Here is a 24,961-nt window from a genome sequence, read left to right as displayed (position 1 = left end):
AAAAACACAAAAAGGAAAATAAGAGTAACTTGACATGTATTGGTAGTATGGGATAATATTATTAGAATTTTACATAATATAGAGATAAAGAAAGTAGTTGATTTTTCAGTGCTTAATAGTAGAAATTTAAATGAGATAATAGATATCAGTTTATTACAATCTATACAAGATAGGCTAGCAGAAATTACAGGGCTTGCTTATAACATAGTTGATTTTAAAGGAAATCCTATTAATAACTATTCAAATTTTTGTGATTTTTGTAGTAAAGTTAGGAGTACTCAAGAAGGGATGAAAATATGTTATCAGACAAATGCACATGCGGGATTAGAAGCTGCCATAAGACAACAACCATATGTATTTAAATGTCCAGCAGGATTAGTAGATGTTGCTACCCCTATTATTGTAAATAATAATTATCTTGGTGCAATTTTTTTTGGACAAGTTAGAACTAATGAAGATAAAGTAGATCCAATTAAAAAATCAAACTATCATTCTAAAATGTGTAAGAATAATTCCGAATTATTACAGGATTTTAACAAGACAAAATATATTGATTATTCTAAGATAAAATCAATTTATTCTTTAGTTGAGATAATAGTAAATTTATTAGTTGAAAAATCAGAGTTAATATCAGTACAAGAAGAATTAAGTTTTAATAATATTAAATTACTTAAAGAGAGAGAAGAAAAGAAAAGATTAGAAGAAAAGATTAAACTTTATGAATTGAATTCATTGCAAATGCCTATAAGTCTTGATTTTATGCTCAATACTTTAAGTACAATATCAAGTCTTGCATTGATAGAAGATGCTCCTAAAACTCAGGATATGATTTATTCATTGTCAGAATTATTTAGATATAATTCTAAAAATATTGGAACTTTAGTTTCATTAGAAAAAGCTATAGAAAATATTAGAATATATTTAAAAATACAATCAACAAGATTTGGTGAAAGAATAAAATATGAAATTGATATAGATGAAAGAATTAATAAAGTAAAAATACCAACTATGATTTTATTACCTTTTATAGAATACTCTATATTAAATGGATTATGTCCTAAAAAAGAGGGAGGATTAATTGAAATTAAAGGATATTATGATGAAAAAGATGCAGTTATTTTTATTAAAGATAATGGTATTGGTATTCAAGAAGATGAATTATTTTCAATCTTAAATGGAAAATGTATTAATGGTTCTTTAGAATCAAATTTATATAACGCCAATAATGTATTAATTGAATATTATGGGGAAGAGTATAAGGCTATAATAAAAAGTGAAGTTAATGTAGGTACTACAGTAAGCTTTAAATTACCATTAGCTTAGATATTTATTAACTTGTAATTTGATTAATGAGAGGAGAAAACTATTATGTGTAAGGTATTACTAGCTTCTGATGAGGCTCTAGAACTTGAAGCTTTAAAAATAATCATATACAAAAAAATTGAAAATATTAATATTATTGGTTTAGCGCATAATGGAGATGAAGTTGTTAAAATGAATGATGATTTAAATCCAGATATAATTTTTATGGATACTTTAATGCCTGGCATAGATGGATTTGAAGCAACTAAGATAATAAAACAAAAGAATAAAGATATAAAGATTATATTAATGAGTGTTTATGATAATTTTGAATTTTTACAAAAGGCTTTACAAATAAAAGCTGATGATTATTTATTAAAACCCCTAAAGCCAGAAAAAGTTATAGAAATATTAAGTGAGTATATTAAGAATAATGAAAAACAATCCTTAGATGAAAATTTATCTAATGAGGATAAATTAAAACTAGCTTTAATTTATATAGAAAAAAATTTTAAAACAGATATAACTTTAAAAAATGTAGCAGATTATATGAATTATAGCACTACATATTTTAGTAAGAGCTTTAAGAAATATGTAGGTGTTAATTTCAATAAATACCTAACTGATTTAAGAATGAAAGAAGCAAAAAGTGTATTAAAGAAAACTAATGTTAGTATAAATGATTTAGCATTTAATCTTGGATATAATGAACCAAACTACTTTTGTAAAGTGTTTAAAAAAATAGCAGGAATTACACCTTCAGAATATAGAGATAAATATAGCATAAAAGTATAGTTGGTGGTTAAAAAAATACCATAATAAATCATAAAAATACTGATTATTATAATGTTTGGAAAAAAATTATAATAATAATGGACATATAAGTATTAAAAAATATTTCAATTAACCTGTATTATAGTATATAAGAAGTAGGTAGTTACTTAATTAAGTAAACGTATTCTATAAAATAACCTACATAATTATATGTTTAAAAATAGTACTAATATTTAACTAAAGTGTTAGCATCTATTTAAAACATACTAATGCTAAAATATGCTTTAATAAAGGGGGAGAAAAATGGATATTTTATCAAAAGGATTTATTAAACCGACTAAAAGAGTGGAAAAATTAAAAGAAGAAATACTTTCAGCTGTTCCATGTATAGAACCAGAAAGAGCAATAATATTAACTGAGTCTTTTAAGGAAACAGAAAATGAACCTATAATTATTAGAAAAGCTAAAGCACTTGAAAAGATTTTAAATGAAATTCCTATAGTGATTAGAGATGGAGAACTTATTGTAGGTAGCTTAACTAAAAATCCTAGATCATGTCAAGTTTTCCCTGAATTTTCAAATCAATGGTTAGTTGATGAGTTTGACAAACTTGAAAAAAGAACATCAGATTTTTTTAAAATTCCAGAAGAAACAAAATCTAAGCTTAAAGAAGTGTTTGAATATTGGCACGGTAAAACTGTTAGTGAATTAGCATCTTCTTATATGTCTAACGAAACTATTAATGCAATGAACACAAAAGTGTTTACAGTTGCAAATTATCATTTCAATGGTTTAGGTCATATATCTGTAGATTATGCTAAAGTATTAGAAAAAGGTTTTTTAGGAATCATTAAAGAGACTGAAGATGCTATAAATAATGCAGATAAAAGTAACCCTGAATATGTTAAAAAGAAAGCATTTTGGGATTCAGTAATAATTTCTTGTAATGCAGCAATAAATTATGGAAAAAGATATTCAAAGCTAGCTAAAAAACTGGCAGAGGAAACAACAGATATTCACAGAAAAAATGAATTATTAAACATATCAAAAATATGTGATAAAGTTCCAGAAAATCCTGCAGAAACGTTTTATGAAGCATGTCAATCTTTTTGGCTTGTACAAGCTATTATTAGTTTAGAATCAAATGGACATGCTATATCTCCAGCTCGTTTTGATCAATACATGTATCCTTATTATAAAAATGATATAAATAACAAAGTTGCAACTAAAGAAGAAAATACAGAAATTCTTCATTGCTTGTGGGTTAAGTTTAATGATCTTACTAAAGTCCGTGATGAAACAACTACTAAAGCTTTTAGTGGATATTCAATGTTTCAAAATTTAATTGTTGGAGGACAAACACCAGAAGGAAAAGATGCAACAAATGAATTATCTTACATGTGTCTTGAAGCTACAGGCAGCTTAAAGTTACCTCAACCATCACTTTCAGTTAGAATTTGGAGTAACACTCCAGAAGAATTTTTAATTAGAACTTGTGAATTAACTCGTTTAGGAACTGGACTTCCAGCGTTTTATAATGATGAGGTTATAATTCCTACTTTAATTAATCAAGGTTTAACTATAGAAGATGCTAGAGATTATGCAATTGTAGGTTGTGTTGAACCACAAAAACCAGGAAAAACTGATGGATGGTATGATGCGGCATTCTTTAATTTAGCAAAAGTATTAGAACTTTCTTTAAATAATGGAAGACTTAACGGAAAACAAGTTGGTCCTCGAACAGGAGAATTCACTTCATTTACTAATGTAGATGATTTTATAGAAGCTTATAAAAAACAAACTGAATATTTTGTATTTCATATGGTTGCAGCGGATAACTGTGTTGATATTGCGCATGCAGAAAGAGCACCATTACCATTTTTATCATCTATGCTTGATGATTGTATAGGAAAAGGTAAATCAATTCAAGATGGTGGAGGACATTATCGTTTCTCAGGTCCATTAGGTGTTGGAATTGCAAATGTAGGTGATTCATTTATGGCTATCAAAAAGCTTATATTTGATGAGCATAAGATTACATTGTCAAAATTAAAAGAAGCTGTTGATAGTAATTTTGGAGAAAATGAAAGTGATTCAGTTAAAAAATCTGAATATGAAGATATAAAACAATTAGTTTTAAATAGAGCTCCTAAGTTTGGAAATGATATAGATGAAGTAGATGAATTTACACGTGAAGGAGCACTTATTTACTGTAAGGAAGTAGAAAAATATACAAATCAACGTGGTGGAAAATTTATACCAGGTTTATATCCAGTTTCAAATAATGTATATTTAGGAAGCTTAGTTGGTGCAACTCCAGATGGTAGAAATGCATATGAGCCATTAGCAGATGGGGTATCTCCTACAAGAGGTGCAGACCTAAATGGGCCAACTGCTGCTGCAAATTCTGTAGCGAAGTTAGAACATTTTTCAGCACCAAGTGGAACATTATTTAATCAAAAATTTAATCCAGGCTCTTTACAAGGAGACAATGGGTTGAAAAATTTAGGGTCTTTAATAAGAAGCTATTTTGATAAAAAAGGTATGCATATACAGTTCAATGTAGTGGATAAAAAAGTTCTTCTTGAAGCTCAAAAACATCCAGAACAATATAGAGATTTAATAGTTCGTGTTGCTGGATATAGTGCTCAGTTTATTTGTTTAGATAAAGGTGTACAAGAGGATATTATAAAGAGGACAGAACAAAATTTATAATTGCCTATATAAATAATTTTAAATAAATATGGTTCTGTTTTGTTAGAAAGTTTAAGGAAGAATAATACTTTTCACAATTACATTTATAAATAATTTTATTTTCACCTAATTCAATAAATTTTTAAATAGCTTAAAAAATATAATTTAAATTTTCTTTAAAACAGAACCACAATATAATAAATTTTCTATATAAGTTCTTAACTATACTAGTTAATTAGTGAATAAACTTTATTGGAACTTATATATTTTTAAAATACTTTTATGAAAGGAAAAAGCTATGCTAAAAAATGAAGTGGATTTAAATAAGGTAGGAACAGTTTTTAATATACAAAGATTTTCAGTTAATGATGGACCAGGTATACGTACTATAGTATTTTTAAAAGGATGTCCATTATCTTGTGCTTGGTGTAGCAATCCAGAATCTCAAAATAAAAATAAGGAATTACTTTTTAATATAAAAAATTGCACAGGATGTCATAAATGCGAAACTATATGTAAGATGAATGCTATTAACTTTAATAATGATAATAGAATAAATAGAGATAAGTGTATTAATTGTGGAGAATGCGTAGAGAGTTGCTATCCGGGAGCACTTGTTATTTCAGGAAAAGAAATGAGTGTTAAAGAGGTTTTAGATGAATTAAATAAGGAGTCTGTTCAATTTAGAAGATCAAATGGAGGAGTAACCCTTTCGGGTGGAGAACCACTTCTTCAAGATGAATTTGCTTTAGAGATATTAAAAGGATGCAAAAGTAGAGGCATTAACACTGCTATAGAAACTACTGGCTATATAAATAAAAATATAGTAGAAAAAGTAATGCCTTGGGTTGATTTGATACTATTAGACATTAAAACAACTGATGAAAATAAGCATTTAAAATATATAGGTGCAAGTAATAAACTAATTTTAGAAAATGCAAAATTAATGTCTGATTTAGGAGCTAATATTATAGTTAGAGTTCCTATTATTCCAGAGTTTAATTGTGATATTAAAAGTATAGAAAATATAGCTAAATTTACTAAAAGTTTAAATAATATAAAAGAAATTCATCTATTACCTTATCATAGGTTTGGTTTAAATAAATATGAATGTTTAGGAAGAAATTATATGGTAAGAGATGATATTAATACACCAAGTGAAGAGACTATGTTAGAATTAAAAAAAATAGTAGAAAATATAGGACTAAAATGTAATATAGGTGCCCATTAAACCAATAATTAAAATAAAATGGCTTCCTCAAAATATCTTTGTATTTTGAGGGAGTTTTATATTTATCTAAAAAATTTATATTCTATATTTAAGTTGAAAATTTAAAATATATAGAAATAAATTTTTATATATTTTGGAATAATAATATTTGAAATAGGTTAAGTTCTAAATATTAATAATTGACTAAAACTTAACTAAAATTAACTAATTTAAATAGGAGGTATTTATTATGAGTAAAAAGACTAATGAAGAAAAACTTTTAAATATGTCACGAGTAGGAAATTTCACTAAAAATGCAGTAGAAAATTTTGAAGAAAATATAGTAGAGCAAAAGAATTATTTGGAAAAGGTTAAAAATAGACTGGAATAAATTTACATAAGCATAAGTATTAAATAATATGTTAAATAATGAAAAAAGATATTAAAAGATTACAAGAAAACATATACAAATAATAAATTCACAATAAATAAAGCCTATTACTAGTGAAATGGTTATTTGTTGAGTTATTAATAATGATATGTTTAATTAAAGTAACAAGATAAATATAAAATTAAAAAATCTATGTTTTGGTTAAACATTTATTAATGGAAAACAAGGGCAAAATAGGATATAATTACTTTGATGGATTATTATGTAAAAATACAAAATATACGTAAAAGGGGGATTTTATTTTGAAAAATTTACTAAAATCTAAAAAAGTAATTTCATTTTTAACTACATTATCTTTATCAATTACATTACTAACAGGATTTCCATTAATAACATATGCTCAAGATAATGTAAAGAATTTTGACATTGTTGAAATAACAGATTTTCATGGTGCATTAACAGATTCATCTGGAAATCCAGCAGCAGCAGTTTTAGCTGAGAGATTAAACAATATAAAAAAATCTAATCCAGATAGAACATTAATTCTTGGAGGTGGAGATTTATATCAAGGGTCTGCTACATCTAACATTATGAAAGGGGTTCCAGTTCAAGAAGTTATGACTAAAATAGGAATGGAAGTAACTACTCTTGGAAATCATGAATTTGATTGGGGACTAGATACTATAATCAATACTACAATGAAAGGTGCAGGATACTCAATAGTTTGTAGCAATCTTTATGATAAAACAACAGGGAAAAGAGTATTTGAACCATATAAAATTATAACTAAAGATAAAATTAAAATTGCAGTTATAGGTGGTATTACAACAGAAACTCCATCAATTGTCTTACCTGACTTTGTAAAAAATTATGAATTTAAAGATCTTACAACTGAAATAAATTCAGTTGCACAAGAAATTAAAGAAAAGAAGCTAGCAGATGTAACTTTAGTATTAGTCCATGAAGGCGATAATAGGGACAATGCTACAGGACCAGTATTTGACATGGCTAATAACCTTAAAAATGTAGATGCAGTATTTGGAGGACATACTCACTCAAAAGTATCTGCAGTTGCTACAAAGACTAATATACCAGTTTATATAGCTAATTCTTATGGAAAAGGTTATGTAAATGCTAAATTAACAGTAACTAACGATAAAAAAGTTAAGTTTGAAACACCATCTTATGAAAAATCATATGTTGCTTTAGATAATGAAAATGGATATAAGAGCAAAAATCCAAATATTGATAATGATATAGACAAGATGGTAAAAGATTCTAATGAAAAAACAGCTCCAATAACTAATGAAGTTATTGGAAGAAATACTGATAAAGATCTTATTAGAGTACAACAAACTTCTCCATACGGATCATCTGTATTAGGAAATTGGTCAACTGATGTTACTAGAGAAGCTGTTAATGCACAAGTAGGGTTTCAAAATAATGGTGGATTAAGAATAGATATTCCAACTGGTGATATTACAGTAGGAACTATGTGGAAGTTTATGCCTTTTGATAATACAATTTATAAATTAAATATGAAAAAATCTGATTTAAAGGCAGTTTTAGAACAAGCAGTTTGCGATGGTGGTAAAGGTATACAAGTGTCAGGAATTAAGTTTACTTATGATTCTAAATTACCATCTGGAAATAGAATTACTAATATAACTAAAGAAGATGGAACTGCAATAAGTGATACTGAAGTTTTAACAGCAGCTGTGCCAGATTTCCTAGCTACAGGTGGAGATGGATTTTTAGCATTTAAAAATTGTGGAGGATCAGATCCAGCAAATGATACTCATATTATTGTAAGAGATTCATTTATAGATTGGTGTAAAGAAAATAATAAGAATAATAATAAAAACACAATACCAAATGCAAATATTTCAAGAATAAATAATATATCAAATACATTAGCAACTAAAACAGCAGCATAAAAATTAGTTAAGGACTATCTCAAAAAACTTTTTATGTCTTTGAGATAGTCTATTTTTATCTATAAAAATCAATATATGAAACATTACATAAATCTTCACTTATGATTTTATAACATAAGTTAATCCAACTTTTACATGTATTTAATATAATTGCATCACTAGTTATAACATAATCTAATTTACTCAATATAACATCTGCATTAGGTACAAGAAAAACCTCCAAATCAAAGTTAAAATTAGAAAGTAATTCTAGTATTCTCATTTTTAATCTACCAGTATTAGAAACAGGAGAATCTAGATAAAATATAGCCTTTTTAATTTTCATTTGATTTAATTTTTCACCAATTAATTTAATAGCAATATCTGTTTTATCAATTAACTTATAAGTTCCACGAAGCCCAGCTAAATCTTTTATTGTTCCATCCATAGAACGAAAGAGAATAGAATTAGATAAAGCAACTTCTAATGTTATAATTAGATTTAATCCATCAATATGTACTGTACTATCTTTATATGAGTTTTTAACTTCATTTTTTTCTCTTACTTTAATATTTTCTTGTGAAGATATAACTCTTTTTAATGCTAATCTTTGCCTTGCTGAAAATAGAAAATGATTACCTATAAATTCAATTGTTTTATCTAATCCATATCCACGATTTAATAAAAAACATATATCAGTTTGTGCTTTTTTTAAAAGTTCTAAATTTTTATCATTAAATTCAATTTTATCTGAAGAAACAAAACCTCTTTGCACTACTTGTGCCATAAACTTTACCTCCTAAAGTTATAATAAATAATATTATAACTTTTATTTGTTATATTTGGTAGAATTTATTGTAGTTTTTATATTTAAATAGTATAGTACTATTTAAATATAAAAGATTAAGTTGTATTATTAATGAATATAAGTATTTTGTATAACTATAAAGGAGTGAAAATATGTTTGATATAAAATCATTTGAGAATTTAAGTATTGAAAGTAAACTTGATAATATGATTATAATGTTGGAAGGGTTAATTGAAGGGGATGATTTGGATTTAACCAAGCTTTGTAATGCATCAGCACTCATTAATGCATTAATTGGAAGAGTAAATTGGTGTGGATTTTATTTAGTTAAAGAAAATAAATTAATTTTAGGACCATTTCAAGGAATGCCAGCATGTACAAGTATTGAGATAGGGAAAGGGGTATGTGGGACAGCTGCATTAAATAAAAAAACATTACTTATAAAAAATGTTCACGAGTTTGATGGACATATAGCATGTGATGCAGCTTCAAATTCTGAAATAGTTATACCTATAATAAAAAATGAAAAACTATATGGAGTTTTAGACTTAGATAGTGATGAATTTGAAAGATTTACAGAAATAGAACAAAAATATTTAGAAACTGCAGTTAATATACTTAATAAATATATTAATTGGGAAACTATAATTTAAACATTTATAGTTGATTATTTATTATGAAAATATCTTCTAAAGAGAACTCATTAAATATTTAAATAAAACAATCGCTAAGCGACTGTGGAGCATGGATTTTTTTAGCCATACACCCTTTCAAAACGTAGTACAGGAATAATGGTGCGGCAATGATTATTTTTTATAATTAATATTAAGAAGTATTAATAAAGGATTAATTATAATACTAAGATACAATATATAAGGAGAGCATTTATGAATTGGGTTAAACAAATAGAAAGTTATATACCATATAATGAACAAGAATTAAAAGATAAAGAATTAATTTTACAGTGTATTAAAACATATAATAATATACTTACAAGAGAAAATCCTCTAGCACATATTACAAGTTCTGGATATATAGTAAATAAAAATAGAGATAAGGTATTAATGATTCATCATAACATTTATAAAACTTGGGCTTGGACTGGTGGACATGCTGATGGTGATAATGATTTACTTTATGTTGCAATAAAGGAAGCTAAAGAAGAAACTGGAGTTAAAAAGGTCAGACCAGTTACTTCTGATATATTATCTTTAGATGTTTTGCCTGTTGTAGGACACTTTAAAAATGGAAACTATGTTTCAGCTCACTTACATTTATCTATCGCTTATCTTTTAGAATGTGATGAAAGTGAAGAACTTATTGTTAAAGAAGATGAAAATAGTGGAGTTAAATGGATTCCTATAAATGAAATACATCTTTATTCTAATGAGCCAGATATGATAAAACTTTATAATAAATTTAATAAAAAAATTAAAGATATGTATTAAAAGATATTATGCTATATCAGAAGAAATTTATGGGTTTTATATTGAATCAGATTGTGTTTTAGCGGAATTAAGACTAGGAATGTATATAGAGCTTCAAGTAATGTAGGATAAGGAAGTATAGCAAAATTAATTAAAGACAACAAAGTAGTAAAACAATATGATTAGAATAATTAAATACTATTAAATAACGGTGTAGAGTAACTAATATAGTTTAATATTAGTTACTCTACGCTTTTATTTTTAAGCTAACCTTAATTTACATTATAAAACTTATTTATATTTATTTATATATTTTATATTAAAATATAATCATATTATATTTATCAATAAACAATTAAAATTAATTAATAAATACTATTAATTAATACAAGTTTATGCTATAATTATCCTATAAATAAAAAATAAACAGTACTATATTATAAAAGAGAGGGTATTTATCCATACTATATTAAAAAGAAATAAAATATTTTAATTGAAGGAGAGATATTTATGTTTAATAAAATTGATTTACCATATGCTTATGATGCTTTAGAACCATATATAGATAAGGAAACAATAAATATACATTATAATAAACATCTTCAAACATATGTAACTAATTTAAATAAGCTTTTAGAAGGTCATGAAGAATTTACGAACGGAAAATCATTAGGAAAAATATTATCAGATACAGAATCTATACCTGAAGGAATTAGACAAGGAGTAATAAATCAAGGCGGAGGAGTATTTAATCATAATTTATATTTTTCTGTTCTTTCTCCAACACCTAAAAAAGCCCCAGAAGGAAAATTATTAGATGAAATAAACAAAACTTTTGGAAATTTAGAAAATTTAAAAACTGAAATAAGCAATGCTGCAATAGGACAATTTGGATCAGGATACGGATTTTTAGTTAAAGATAAAGATGGAAAATTATCTGTAACAAGTGTATTAAATCAAAACAATCCTTTAAGCAACGGCCTTATCCCTATATTATGTATTGATGTTTGGGAACATGCTTACTACTTAAAATATCAAAATTTAAGAGCAGATTATGTTAAAAATATTTGGAATGTAATTGATTGGGGAAAAGTAGAAGGATTATATATGAATTTTTCAATTTAATGAATATGTAAAAATTTAAAAACAATTAGCACTATGCTTAATCGAGTAGTGGTAGATAATTATTTTATCTACCTTCTACTCGATTTTTTTCTAATAAATTATAGAATTTTTAAATCCTAAAAGTTTGATAAAATCTAAGATTATAGAAATTTTGTACCCAATAATATATGATTAATTACTAATTAAGGATGATTTAAGGTTAAGGTTATATTTATATAAGCTTGAGATATTAATATATAAATATCGACAGGAAAGCAAAACAGAAATGGAGGACAAAAAATGATAGGATGGGAAATTAAAAAATTAATTAAATCTAAAGGAATGATAATTTCATTAACAATATTAGCTTTTACATTATTAATAATGTCATTTATAAAACCAACATTAGAAACAGCAAATTCTTATATAGATGAACAAAAAGGATATATTCAAGATAATAGGGACAAGTTAGAAATAGCTAATGAAAAATTTGATATTAAATTATCAGTTTTAGATGGAATGGTTAATCAAGAAAATAATGGAGATAAATTTTCAAAAACATTAACCTCAATCGCTAAAGAAAAAATTGATAATTTAAAAAGTTCAAAATATGAAGATGTAGGATTCTGGCAAGTGTTTAACTATAGAGCAACAAACCCACTTATAAATATAGCAATGCTTGTTATTATAATGATAATTATATCTAACCTATATACTGATGAAATAATATCATCAGTAAAAGATATTATACTTTCATCAAAACAAAAAAAGAAAGCATTAAATTCTAAGATAATAGTTTCATTTTTAATTCCTATAGTAATTTATAGCATATACTTATCGGTAGCATTTATTATAACTTATATTGAGTATGGTTCACCTATTAATGGAAATTTAGAAGCATTTAGAATAGTTGATAATATAGCAATGCTAAATGGAAATCCAACAATAAATCAGTATGTATTAAAAAATATTATAATAGCATTTTTAATGTTTGAGGGATGGGCTATGGTATCAATGTTCTGTTCATTCATAAGTATATCATCTATAAGCTCAATAAGTATTTTTGGATTGTTTATTGTTTTAGGAAAGGTGATAACAACGATAAAATTTATGCCATCAATAATACTTTCAGTATTTTCATATGGTAACTATTATGATTTGATATTTAGTTTTAACAATATAATTGGAAGCTATATGGGAGAAATTAGTGTACTTGGTCATGGAATTAGTATTATAAATCTAATAATAATTGTATTAATAGTGATTTTTATAGTTTCAACTACATTATGCTTTGGAATAAGCAGAACAAAATATATAAATAGATAATTGGAGGAATTGATTATGAATAAATTAGAAATAAAAGATTTAACAAAAGTATACGGAAAAAAAAGAGCTAATGATGGTATAACAGTAACATTAGAAAATGGAGTTTATGGATTATTAGGACCAAATGGTGCAGGTAAGACAACTTTAATGAAACAAATAACAACTCTTATAAAACCAGATAAAGGGGAAATATGTTATAACGGTAAGGATATATTTGAACTAGATGATAAATATAGAGACATTATTGGGTATTTGCCACAAGAATTTGGAGTATATAAAAATTTTACAGCAAAACAGTTTTTAAAATATGTTGGTGCATTAAAAGGAATAAGTGGAAGAAATTTAAATAGTAGGGTAGATGAATTATTAGAATTAGTTGGTCTTTATGATGTAAGAAATAAGGCTATTGGTAAATTTTCAGGTGGAATGAAAAGAAGAGTTGGTATAGCACAAGTTTTATTAAATGATCCTAAAATAATAGTTTTGGATGAACCAACAGCAGGATTAGATCCACAAGAAAGAACTAGGTTTAGAAATCTAATAGCTAAGATATCAAGAGATAAAATAATAATACTTTCAACTCATATAATATCAGATATAGAATCAGTAGCAAAAGAAACTATAATGATAAAAAAAGGTGAACTTCTTATGAAAGGTACTCATAGAGAAATATTATCAGATATGAATAATAAGGTTTATAACATAATTGTTAATGATGAGAACGAACTTAATAGAATTCAAGATAAATATAAGGTTGTAAGCATTCAAAGAGATATTAATTCAACTATATTAAGAGTGGTATCAGATACAACGCCAAATGAAAAAAATGTAGAGCCAACATGTGCAAGATTTGAAGATGTTTATATGTTTTATTTTGATTTAGAAAATGCAAAAGAGGTGTAATATATGACAAATTTAGTAAAAACAGAATTGAGAAAAATATTAAGCAAAAAAAGTGTTTTAATACTTTGGGGATTTTTATTAGCTTTTGGATTTATTTTAATAAGAAAATTTGAAATATTAGAAACTTATGCAGATATATTCTATAAGATAGAGGGATCAATTCCACTTATTGGATTAGTAATGTTTATAGTTATATCAGGAAACTATACAAAAGAATATGAATCTAATATGGTTGGTTTAATAAATACAACAAAGAATGGTAAAAAATATATAGCTATAGCAAAAGCTATAGCAGGTGGAATAGCTTTATCATTAATTAATACTTCATTTGCATTAATTGTAGGTTTAAGAGCATTTGTACTTGAAGGATTTAAAAATTTAAATGAGCCAATTAAAAATCTATGGTATTTTAAAAATAGTGGATCAGATATTACAATATTACAAATGTATTTAATTGTTATAGCATCTATAATACTAGGTTCATTCTTATTTGCACAAATAGGATTAACTTTATCATCAGCATTTAAATCATCAGTAATACCTTTTATACTAGGAGGAGCAATTATGGCAGTTCCATTCTTTATTCAAGGATGGGCATCAAAATCATTATTAAACTTTATAGCATTAACTCCTAATTGGTCTATGATGAGTCAATTAATGGTTAGTAATCAAATTCCATTTATGTATAGAATATTATCAATTATTATATCAATAATATTAATAATTATATTGCCTTTAATAGCTTATAAAAATTTTACAAATAGTAAGAGAATTTAATTATAAACGCATTTTATAATATCTACTATTAGTGTAAAATGAGAATAGTTTACATAGTATTAATTAATTTTTAAAGTTAATTAGAGTTTAAATTAAATAAATACTTTATTAATTTAAGAAATAAAAGAGTTTATCCGATATTATAATATTACCTATAAAAAATATAAGTAATATTATAAATCAGATAAATAAAGAACAGGAGTTAAATATGGATAAGAAAATATTAATAGTAGATGATGAAATTGAAATTTTAAAATTATTAGAAACGGTATTGAAAAAAGAGGGTTTTAGTGAAATATATACAGCCAAGACCATGAAAGAAGGGATAGCTGAATTTGAAAGAGTAAAACCTGATTTAGTCATATTAGACATAATGCTTCCAGATGGAGAAGGTTATGAAATATGTAAAAATATAAGAAATAATTCTAATGTACCTATATTATTTTTATCAGCTAAAACAGAGGAACTAGATAAAATATTAGGATTTGCTATCGGTGGAGATGATTATATAACTAAACCATTTAGTCCTAAAGAAGTGGCTTTTAGAATAAAGGCTCATTTAAGGAGAGCAAATTATACTAATGAAGGTAATAATATAGAAAGCAAGGAAAAAACAATAAAATTTGGTCCTTATATATTAAATGAAAATAGAGCAGAAATAACAAAAGGTGAAAAAACAATAGAATTAACAGCTAAGGAATTTAAAATATTATCTTTATTAGCACATAATCAAAATCAAATTATAAGTAAAGAAAAATTGTGCGATAAAGTATGGGGAGAAGATTATATTGGTTTTGATAATACTATAATGGTACATATAAGAAAGATAAGAGAAAAGATAGAAGATGACCCTTCTAAGCCAAAATATATTGTTACTGTTAAAGGGTTAGGATATAAACTATCTGTAAAGGAAGGCTAAAAATGAAGTGGAAGGTAACTTGGAAATTCATATTAACTATTGTTACAGTTGTTATATTAGTAGTAATACTAAATATTATGACTATATTAGGCCTTTATTTATCTGGTTTTCAAAATATAAAAAATAATAAAAACTTAAATAGTCCAGAGAATTTTTCAAGAGATTTTGAGCAATATATGTATGAAAAAGATGGAAAATTAATTGTATCAGAAGATGGAATTAATTTATTAGAAAAGTTAGGCGCTTGGATACAAATACTAAATGATTATGGTGAAGAAATATATAGTATAAATATGCCAGAAGAAGTACCTAAGAAGTACACTCCTTTTGATATAGTTAATACCTATAAATATAAAGAGAGACCATATGTAAATTTTGTTTTAGAAAAAAATTTAACTAATAGTCATGTAAATATAATATTGGCTTTACCTAGTTCATATGCAGATAGGGTAACAATAAATTATTCTTTAAATGCAGCTATATATCAAATAAAAATAATAGTAATTGTAACACTCATCATAGATGCTTTAATTGCTTTAATATTTGGATATTTATTTAGCAGAAAATTAACTAAACCTATATCAGAAATAATCGGAAATATAGATATATTATCAAAGGGAAATTATAATTTATATACAAAAAATAACGGCATATATAAAGAAGTATTTGAAAATATAAATGATTTATCTGATACATTAAGAAGAAATGAAATAGAAAGAAAAGAACTTGAAGCAATGAGAGAAGAATGGCTAGCTAATATAACACATGATATAAAAACACCATTAGCGTCTATTCAAGGGTATTCAGAAATTATTAGTGACAAAGATTATGAATTTTCAAAAGAGGAAATTCAAGATTATACAGAAATAATATATAGTAAATCTAAATATATAAAAGAGCTTGTAGATGAACTTAATTTATCAACAAGATTGAAAAATAATGCTGTAATTTTAAATAAACAAAATACTAATTTAGTAGCATTAGTTAGAGAAATAATAATTGATATACTAAATGATAGTAGATATGAAAATAGGGACATAGAATTTACAACTAATATAGATGTTATAGAGAAAGAAGTAGATACCATACTCCTAAAAAGAGCTTTGACTAACTTAATTTTTAATGCAATAGTTCATAACAAAGAAGATGTTTCTATAAAAATAGAATTAACAAAAATAGATAAAATAACAATTGCAATAAAAGATAATGGAAATGGAATTAGTAAGAAAGATTTAAATCATATTTTTGATAGATATTATAGAGGAACGAATACTGGAGAAGCTCATAAAGGTTCAGGTTTAGGAATGGCTATATCAAAAGAGATAATAAATAATCATGATGGAGATATTGAAATTAAAAGTGAATTAGGAAGAGGAACTCAAATTACTATAACACTATAACGATAAATAGAAATTGAAGATGTTAGGGGAATTATTATGAAACTTTTTAAAGAAGGGTTTGATGGATTTACCATCAAAATATTAGCTCTTATATTAATGACATTTGACCATATTGCATACTTTATGCCAAATACAATGAATGTTCCAATATGGTTTCACTGGATAGGAAGAATAGTAGCACCTTTATTTATATTTATGGTTGTAGAAGGATTTTACCATACACGTAATAGAAAGAAATATATTATAAGATTATATATATGGTCTATAATTATGGGATTAGGAAATTCGTTAGTGCAAAAAATTGTACCTCATCCAACTGGGATGCCTATAATTAATAATATGTTTGCTACATTATTTTTAACTACGCTTTATTTACAAGGTATAGAATTTATAAAAAGATTTAAGTCTGAAAAAACTTCTAAACATATCGTTTTAGGATTATCATTAATTATTATTCCATCGTTATTAGGAATAATAGTATTATTTACATTATTTGTTTTACCACCAAGTATAGTTCAAGTAGTTTTCTTATTAATTCCTACACCATTTTTAGTTGAAGGTGGCATAGCATGGGTTGCTCTAGGGGTAATTTTATATCTATGTAGAGATAAAAAAATAGCTTTAACCATAGCATATACATTATTTACATTATTTATATATGTAGCTAATGCTCATGGCGATTATAGCTTAAGTAATAGCTTTTTATCAAATTATCAATGGATTATGATAGGAGCATTACCATTTATGTTATTATATAATAATCAAAAGGGCAGAGGAATGAAGTACTTATTTTATTTATATTACCCTTTACATGTTTACATACTATATATATTAGGGATTCTGTTAGTAAAATAAGATATAAGACTATGTTTTAAATTAATGCATATTTAAACATCAAAAAATCCAAAGTGGAATTTTTCACATTGGATTTTTTGACATATATAAAGATTTCTTAAATAATAAAATTATATATATGTTGTAATAATAATTATTCAATAAATTAAAGAAATGTATAGCCTTTTGTTGAGTACTTAAATTTGCAACATATATATTTACTTTATTAAGCAAGTCCAAGTAATCGGACAGTAGTAGTGAATATAAAACAAATAACTATACCAGTAATCGTAGGGACTAAAAAAGATATTGCAGTCCATTTTAAACTTTGAGTTTCTTTCTTTATTGTTAGACATGTAGTGCTACAAGGCCAATGCATGAGAGAAAAAAGCATAACACATACTGCAGTAAGCCATGTCCATCCATTAGCAGTAAGTAAATTATAAAGTTCAGATGTACTTTCTAACTCTAGCATACTACCTGTAGCCATATAACTCATAATAATTATTGGAATTACTATTTCATTTGCAGGAAATCCTAATATAAATGCCATCAATATATATCCGTCTAAACCAATAAGATGTGCAAAAGGATTAAGAAATGTTGCACAATGAGTTAAAATACTAATATCATTTATAGTTATGTTTGCCATTATCCATATAACAATTCCAGCAGGGGCAGCAACAACTATAGCTCTACCAAGAACAAATAAAGTCCTATCAAATATTGATCTAACTATAATTTTACCAACTTGGGGTTTTCTATAAGGTGGTAATTCTAGAGTAAATGATGAAGGAATACCTTTTAGAATAGTTTTTGATAATATCTTTGATACAGTGAGAGTCATAAATACTCCTAAAATAATTACACAAGTTAATATTATAGTAGATGCTACTGATTGAAAAGGTCCAATAAACATTCCAGCAAAAAACATTGTAATTATTGCAATAAGGGTAGGAAATCTACCATTACAAGGAACAAAATTATTGGTGATTATTGCAATAAGTCTTTCTCTAGGAGAATCTATAATTCTACAACCTATTATTCCAGCGGCATTACATCCAAATCCCATACACATTGTAAGGGCTTGTTTTCCACAAGCACAAGATTTCTTGAAAAAATTATCTAAATTATAAGCAACTCTAGGTAAATATCCCAAATCCTCAAGCAATGTAAAAAGAGGAAAGAATATGGCCATTGGAGGAAGCATAACAGATATGACCCAGGCAAGTGTTCTATACATTCCTTGAACTATTACACCTTCTACCCAAACGGGAGCACCAATTGAAATAAAAAATTCTGTTAATCTATCCTGTATTGCAAATAAAAAATTAGCCAAAATTTCTGATGGAACATTTGCTCCTTCTATTGTTATCCAAAATACAACTGCTAACAGTAATATCATTATAGGAATTCCAAACTTTTTTGAAGTTAATATTTTATCTATTTTTCTATCAGAATCATTATATTTTTCTAAAGTAAATGATACTACATTTTTACTTATGTTTTCAGCTTTAGTTATTAGTGTTGTTACTATTTCATCTCTAAATGCTTGATTATCTAACCCATTAGATTTTAAAATTTCTTTTGCATTAGAAATAGATTTTAAAATCTCTTCATTTTTAGATATATTAAATCCTATATAATTATTTATAGAGTTTAATAAGTTCTCCTCATTTTCTAATAATTTTAAAGAAACCCATCTAGTATTTATTTTATCTTGTAATATTGGATGTAGTTTATCTTCTATTAAATAAATAGCTTTTTCTATAGTATCACTGTATTTAATTTTTATTGGAGCTTTAGTTACTTTGTTAAAAGTTAAATCATAAATTGATTTTTTAAGTTCATCTAAACCTTCACCAATATTTGCACTTGTGGCAACCACTGGAACTCCTAATAATGAAGACAAATTTTGTATATTTATAATAACACCTTTTCTTTTAGCTTCATTCATTAAATTTACACAAACAATAACATCATTTGTAATCTCAAGTGTTTGTAAAACAAGATTTAAATTTCTTTCAAGACAAGTAGCATCAACAATAACTACTGTAGCATCAGGGTTTCCAAAACATATAAAATCTCTGGCAACCTCTTCTTCTACTGAATTAGCCATAAGTGAATATGTTCCGGGAATATCTACTAAAGTAAAGTCTTTCTTATTATAAACATATTTACCAGTTGCATTAGTTACTGTTTTACCAGGCCAATTTCCAGTATGTTGATTTAATCCTGTTAAATTATTAAAAACTGTACTTTTACCAACGTTAGGGTTTCCAGCAAGTGCAATTACTTTATTATCTTTAGAAGTTCTATCAAGATTAAGTTCTTTATCTAAAGCATTAGTACCAGTAGATTGATTAGTTAAACCCATTAAAAAACTCCTTTATAGTATTGATTAAATTTATTATTAAATTTAGTTATTTTATAAAAAAACTTTAAATAGTTATTAGATATATAACTAAATTGTTTCAACAAGAATTTTTGAAGCATCTTCAGATCTTATAGCAATAACAGCACCTCTAATTAAATAAGCTATAGGATCTCCGGATGGACTTTGACCTAGGGATTCTACTTCTGTACCATTTATTAATCCAAGGTCTAAAAATCTTCTTCTAATTATTCCATTAGCAACAAGATGATTTACTTTACATCTTTCTCCTATAGGAAGAGAGTTAAGTGGAATTATATTATTTAAAGAATTATCATTCATGATAATTACCTCCTTCTTAAATAAAAAATTATATTAAGCTTAAAAATTTAGTTTAAGGAAACAATCTTTCTCTAAGCCAACATTTCAAGAAAAATTATGACTAAATTTTTAATATCATAAAGAGTTAGTTTAAAGAAAAAAATCTTTCTCTAAACTAACATATGAGAAATAATTAAGAAGTGACACTCATAAATTAAAATAAATATAAAAATATTGGCGGTGATAGAATGCAACATGATTTTCACACAGTAAGAGGATATGAAAACATAAATTTAACAAGAAAATTGCTTACTCCAGCAATGGAAGATTATCTAGAAATGATATATAGATGTAGTATAGAAGACAAAACTATAAGATTAAAGAAAATAGCTGAAATGTTAAATGTAAGAGATTCATCAGCATCTAAAATGATGAAAAAACTTGGAGATTTATCACTTATAAACTATGAAAAATATGGTGCTATAGAGCTTACAAAGGATGGAGCAAGCTTAGGAAAATATCTTTTAGATAGACATAAAATTATAGAAGATTTTCTAACCTTCTTAGGTGGGAAAGAAGAAGTACTTATAGAGACTGAATTAATAGAACATGTAATAGGATTTGAAACTGTTGAAAATATAAACTTATTAAATATGTTTTTGGAAAATAATAAAGATATTTTAAATAAATTTATACAATTTAAAGAAAATACAAAGTTAAAATAAAAATTAATTTATATAATTAATTTATATAATTAAAAAAGGAATTGTCTCAAAATACAATATTTGAGACAATTCCTTAAAGAAACTATTATGTCATATTTTCAAACATGGTTAATATATTTAAAATTCCATATCCCCACTGTTGATTAGGATATATATCACCTATTCTTTTGCTAGTTCCTCTAGCTAGGAAAGTCTTTATACTTTGCGAATACATATAAGGATAATTACCATTAACAATTCCCCATTCAAATAACATAGCACAAGCTCCAGCCAATATTGCAGCAGATACACTTGTCCCATTAACGGTTGCAATCTTATTATCTGGTGCTACAGTTAAAGCATTTACGCCACCAGCAGCGACATTAATTTTATCTATAAAATTAATTATAGGTGCCATACCAGAATAATTTACTATATTATTGTTATTCTGATTGTAAGATGCAGCAGTAAGTACATATTCAGAATTACCAGGATTAGTAATTGTGTTATAAGGATCTGCTCCGCCAAATCCGGTATTTTCTTGTTTAATACCTCCTTGAAATAACCAGGCATTAAAATTCCCATCTAAAACATAATTTCCTTTTAATCTAATTTTCCATATTCCAGATTGTATGTTATAAAATCTAATACGTATTAACTCATCACCAGTAAATTCTTCTGGTAAATAATAATTAACTCTTATTGATGTTTTTTCAAATATAAATGTATAAACTTCAGTGGAATTAATTAAAGCAGTCATTGTTCCACTATTTTCTCCAGAAGGAGAGATTATATCTACAGACATTACATTTGGAGAGGGAATCCAAATTTCAAGCCACAAATTTTTTTCTTTAGGATCCACATCTACTTCCATTATGCTTAATCCATCATTAGTAGGAATTATACCTGAAGCATGACCTCTTTTATTTCTTTCATTTCCAGCTCCAGTTACAATAACAATTCCACTATTAGATGAAATTGTTTCTAAATACTTTTCTAAAATATCATTTCCAGTATGACTTCCTAAATTGCTTCCAAGAGGAAAGTATATAACCAACGGTTTATTAACACGTAAATAATATCGATATAGGAATTCTAATGCTGCAAAAATAGATGTTATATTAAATACAGGTATATCTACGTTAAATTGTTTTTTAAATGAAATATCTTGTATTAACTTTATAACTATAAAATTACACTCTGGAACAACCCCCTTTAAATTAGGATTTTTCCCAGTGCTACCTATTATTCCAGCCATATTTGTTCCATGACCAATTTCATCTTTTGTTGGAACTATATCATATGGTGATTTCCCATTTCTATATGCTTGTATTGCTTCATCTATTTTATCTTTTGTATAAACACTACCAAAAGGTACTTTAGCATCATCAACATGATCGTTTATGGTTTGATCCCAAATATATTCAATCCTTGTTTTTCCATTTGAATTCATAAATTCTTCAGATAGATAATCGATTCCAGTATCTATAATTCCTACATTAACACCTTTTCCAGTTAAATTTAAAGGTAATTGTAACTGTAAAAAGTTAGCTTGAGAAGCTTCAAGTGGTGAAATTTCTTGAAGAGTATACATTTCAGCAGCTTTTACATATACAATAGAAGAAAATTTCACCAATATTTCAGTTGGTTCTACGTCTTTAGGTACAGATATTATTGCATATTTATCATTAACTACGACTACATAATAGTTAGGTTCTTTTGAAACTTCTTTAATAATATCACCTTCATATTGAACAATGTAATTATCAAAATTTGGATTACTTAAAATATCTCTTGGAACATTAACGTCTCTTTTCATAAACCCCCTCCATAATGTTTTTTGGAATTCTTATAAATAATTTACCTTTATAATATTCAATAAATTTATCATATGTACTTCTATACCTATTGTAATCTCTATACGACCTACTAATAAAATCAAATATTCCTAATAAATCAAAATCTCCATAGCCAGTTTCTTCATTTGGAAAAGTAAATAATTTATTTCTATAAGCTCCATGCATTAAATAACTTCTAACTTTTTTTGAATACATAGAAGGATCATTTCCATTTACAATTGCCCATTCAAATAAAAGAGCACAAGAGCCTACTACTATTGCAGTAGCTGCAGAGCTTCCAGAAATTAATGAAACCCCTCCTGAAACTTGAGTTGTTAAAATATTTATTCCTATAGTAGCAACATCAGGGTTAATTGTAATATTATCATTAGTATTAAATCCTTTTCCAGAAGCAGCAATTAAAGAATTATCATTGCCATAATAGGAGACAGTAACAGTATTAAAAGCTGTTGATGGTATAGTTAATGTATTAAAGGCATTTGGTTCAAGAAATACTGTATTTTCTGGTAAAGTGTTTTTAGGTGGGAGCCAAATGTCAAATCTTCCATCGGTTATATAATCTCCCAATAACTCAAATTTCCATATTCCTGGTTTTATATTATTAAAAGTAACATTTACAACTTCATGCCCTGTATAATATTCAGGTGTATAGTATCTAACAGTCATACTAGTACTTACAAAAACGAAATTAAATGTTTGAACTTTATCTATTTTGGATTCAATTAACTTAGATGATTCTCCAGTCGGGGATGTTACAGTCAAAGAGGCTCTATTGGGGCTTCTTATCCAAATATTAAATGAGAAATATTTAAGTTCTTTAGATATTTTTAATTCAACTGTTTTTACATCATTTACATTTTTGATATGTCCAGTAGCATGTCCTTGAGAATCACCTTCATTTCCTACACCAGTTATTAAAGCTATTCCTCTTATACTTGCGATAGAGGAAACATATCTAGAAATCATATTCATACCATCATGACTACCCTCAGTGCTTCCTACTCCCAAATATATCACAAGTGGCCTTTTAGTTTTTATAGCAAAGTTTTTTATATATTCTATTCCTGCTAAAACTTCTGAAGGATTATATACAGGAATAGGTTTAAGTCTATTTTCAATTAGAGTTTGTTTAAAATTTGTTGATTCAAATAGTTTTACAACAACAAATTCACAATCATTAGCTATCCCTTGAAATTGAGTGTTATATCCTCTAGCACCAATAATTCCTGCAACTTTGGTTCCATGACCAATTTCATCTTTTGAAGGGACAATCTGATACGGATCTTGATTATTTTTACGGGCATTAATTGCATTGTTTATTTGTTCATTTGAATATTCTGTACCAATATATAAAGGAACAACATTTTTAGAAGTATTTCTAATAGTTTGATCCCAAATTCCAACTATTCTTGAAGTACCATCTTCTTTAATAAATTCTTCATTTAAATAATCAATCCCAGTATCAACTATTCCAACTAATACACCTTTACCTGTCAAATTTAAATAAGGGTTAACTTTAATAGTACTTATATTATCAACAGCACTTGGAGAAATATCTTGAAGTACAAACATTCCTCTAAAATCAACAAATATAATTTCAGGTACATCTTTTAAAAGTCTAGACAAATCAATAGGATTTACCGCTATAACTGCCATATTTTGATTAATTATATCTCCACAAGCATAAGGAATTTTATCTATTTTTTCTTTAAAATTCCCTCTATATTCAATTAAGTAGTTAGCTGGAGTCGGATCATAGTATAAATTACAATCACGCATATTATTCATATTTAACTCCTAAAAATTATTTATAATAGTTTAAAATAATGTTGATATTTAACCATAAAAAAGTCTTATTTTAATATGTAATATCCATATTTATTTTAAAATATAGTTATATTATTATATTTTAATACTC

At 26.0% G+C, this 24,961-nt stretch carries 21 protein-coding genes; 16 read left to right on the top strand and 5 right to left on the bottom strand.

From position 1 onward, the window contains the following. Positions 1-39 precede the first annotated feature (39 nt). The 6 genes from ACYUET_RS04225 (at position 40) to ACYUET_RS04200 (ending at position 8,308) form a co-directional block, all read left to right on the top strand. A complete protein-coding gene (locus ACYUET_RS04225; protein WP_460277994.1) occupies positions 40-1,323 on the top strand; it encodes a PocR ligand-binding domain-containing protein in 1,284 nt (427 codons plus the stop codon). 45 nt (positions 1,324-1,368) lie between these two features. After that, the gene (locus ACYUET_RS04220; protein WP_460277993.1) at positions 1,369-2,097 is read left to right on the top strand and encodes a response regulator transcription factor; all 729 of its coding nucleotides are present in this window, start codon (positions 1,369-1,371) and stop codon (positions 2,095-2,097) included. Between the two features lie 282 nt (positions 2,098-2,379). Continuing rightward, entirely contained in the window at positions 2,380-4,791 is a 2,412-nt protein-coding gene (locus tag ACYUET_RS04215) for a glycyl radical protein (RefSeq protein WP_460277992.1), read from the top strand. Between the two features lie 277 nt (positions 4,792-5,068). Beyond that, complete coding sequence (locus ACYUET_RS04210; RefSeq protein WP_460277991.1) at positions 5,069-6,001, top strand: glycyl-radical enzyme activating protein; 933 nt, start codon at positions 5,069-5,071, stop codon at positions 5,999-6,001. 229 nt (positions 6,002-6,230) lie between these two features. Then, positions 6,231-6,371: a hypothetical protein gene (locus tag ACYUET_RS04205; protein ID WP_460278242.1), complete on the top strand. Its 141-nt coding sequence runs from the start codon at positions 6,231-6,233 to the stop codon at positions 6,369-6,371. Between the two features lie 302 nt (positions 6,372-6,673). Next, the gene (locus ACYUET_RS04200) at positions 6,674-8,308 is read left to right on the top strand and encodes a bifunctional metallophosphatase/5'-nucleotidase (protein ID WP_460277990.1); all 1,635 of its coding nucleotides are present in this window, start codon (positions 6,674-6,676) and stop codon (positions 8,306-8,308) included. Between the two features lie 55 nt (positions 8,309-8,363). Here the strand turns inward: ACYUET_RS04200 and ACYUET_RS04195 are convergent, their stop codons facing one another. Continuing rightward, positions 8,364-9,074, bottom strand: coding sequence for a DUF434 domain-containing protein (locus ACYUET_RS04195; protein WP_460277989.1), 711 nt, complete (start codon positions 9,072-9,074; stop codon positions 8,364-8,366). 173 nt (positions 9,075-9,247) lie between these two features. On the opposite strand from ACYUET_RS04195, the gene ACYUET_RS04190 reads away from it, so the two are divergent. From ACYUET_RS04190 to ACYUET_RS04150, 9 genes are all read left to right on the top strand, one after another. Next, positions 9,248-9,748, top strand: a complete 501-nt coding sequence (locus tag ACYUET_RS04190; RefSeq protein WP_460277988.1) for a GAF domain-containing protein — start codon at positions 9,248-9,250, stop codon at positions 9,746-9,748. Positions 9,749-9,982: 234 nt separating this feature from the next. Beyond that, the gene (locus ACYUET_RS04185; protein WP_460277987.1) at positions 9,983-10,543 is read left to right on the top strand and encodes an NUDIX hydrolase; all 561 of its coding nucleotides are present in this window, start codon (positions 9,983-9,985) and stop codon (positions 10,541-10,543) included. 489 nt (positions 10,544-11,032) lie between these two features. After that, a complete protein-coding gene (locus tag ACYUET_RS04180; RefSeq protein WP_460277986.1) occupies positions 11,033-11,647 on the top strand; it encodes a superoxide dismutase in 615 nt (204 codons plus the stop codon). A 279-nt stretch (positions 11,648-11,926) separates the two neighbouring features. Next, entirely contained in the window at positions 11,927-12,952 is a 1,026-nt protein-coding gene (locus tag ACYUET_RS04175; protein ID WP_460277985.1) for a hypothetical protein, read from the top strand. 15 nt (positions 12,953-12,967) lie between these two features. After that, entirely contained in the window at positions 12,968-13,855 is an 888-nt protein-coding gene (locus ACYUET_RS04170; protein WP_460277984.1) for an ABC transporter ATP-binding protein, read from the top strand. Between the two features lie 3 nt (positions 13,856-13,858). Beyond that, positions 13,859-14,632, top strand: coding sequence for an ABC transporter permease (locus ACYUET_RS04165; RefSeq protein WP_460277983.1), 774 nt, complete (start codon positions 13,859-13,861; stop codon positions 14,630-14,632). Positions 14,633-14,840: 208 nt separating this feature from the next. Then, positions 14,841-15,551 carry a response regulator transcription factor gene (locus tag ACYUET_RS04160; protein ID WP_460277982.1) on the top strand — a complete coding sequence of 237 codons (711 nt, stop codon included), beginning with the start codon at positions 14,841-14,843 and terminating at the stop codon, positions 15,549-15,551. A 2-nt stretch (positions 15,552-15,553) separates the two neighbouring features. Continuing rightward, positions 15,554-16,951, top strand: coding sequence for a sensor histidine kinase (locus ACYUET_RS04155; protein ID WP_460277981.1), 1,398 nt, complete (start codon positions 15,554-15,556; stop codon positions 16,949-16,951). A 36-nt stretch (positions 16,952-16,987) separates the two neighbouring features. After that, a complete protein-coding gene (locus tag ACYUET_RS04150; RefSeq protein WP_460277980.1) occupies positions 16,988-17,806 on the top strand; it encodes a TraX family protein in 819 nt (272 codons plus the stop codon). Between the two features lie 205 nt (positions 17,807-18,011). Here ACYUET_RS04150 and feoB read toward each other — a convergent pair whose 3' ends face one another. Both feoB and ACYUET_RS04140 read right to left on the bottom strand, forming a co-directional pair. Further along, complete coding sequence (gene feoB / locus ACYUET_RS04145; protein WP_460277979.1) at positions 18,012-20,162, bottom strand: ferrous iron transport protein B; 2,151 nt, start codon at positions 20,160-20,162, stop codon at positions 18,012-18,014. Positions 20,163-20,249: 87 nt separating this feature from the next. After that, entirely contained in the window at positions 20,250-20,501 is a 252-nt protein-coding gene (locus ACYUET_RS04140; RefSeq protein WP_460277978.1) for a FeoA family protein, read from the bottom strand. 227 nt (positions 20,502-20,728) lie between these two features. Between ACYUET_RS04140 and ACYUET_RS04135 the strand changes: the two genes are divergently transcribed. Further along, a complete protein-coding gene (locus tag ACYUET_RS04135; RefSeq protein WP_460277977.1) occupies positions 20,729-21,205 on the top strand; it encodes a metal-dependent transcriptional regulator in 477 nt (158 codons plus the stop codon). 85 nt (positions 21,206-21,290) lie between these two features. On the opposite strand, the gene ACYUET_RS04130 is transcribed toward ACYUET_RS04135, so the two are convergent. After that, complete coding sequence (locus ACYUET_RS04130) at positions 21,291-23,003, bottom strand: S8 family peptidase (RefSeq protein WP_460277976.1); 1,713 nt, start codon at positions 23,001-23,003, stop codon at positions 21,291-21,293. Next, complete coding sequence (locus ACYUET_RS04125) at positions 22,987-24,831, bottom strand: S8 family peptidase (protein WP_460277975.1); 1,845 nt, start codon at positions 24,829-24,831, stop codon at positions 22,987-22,989. The genes ACYUET_RS04130 and ACYUET_RS04125 overlap by 17 nt, the downstream gene beginning before the upstream one ends. Positions 24,832-24,961: the final 130 nt, after the last annotated feature.

Source organism: Clostridium sp. CTA-5, assembly GCF_054768135.1.
This window is presented reverse-complemented; position numbering and strand designations above follow the sequence as displayed.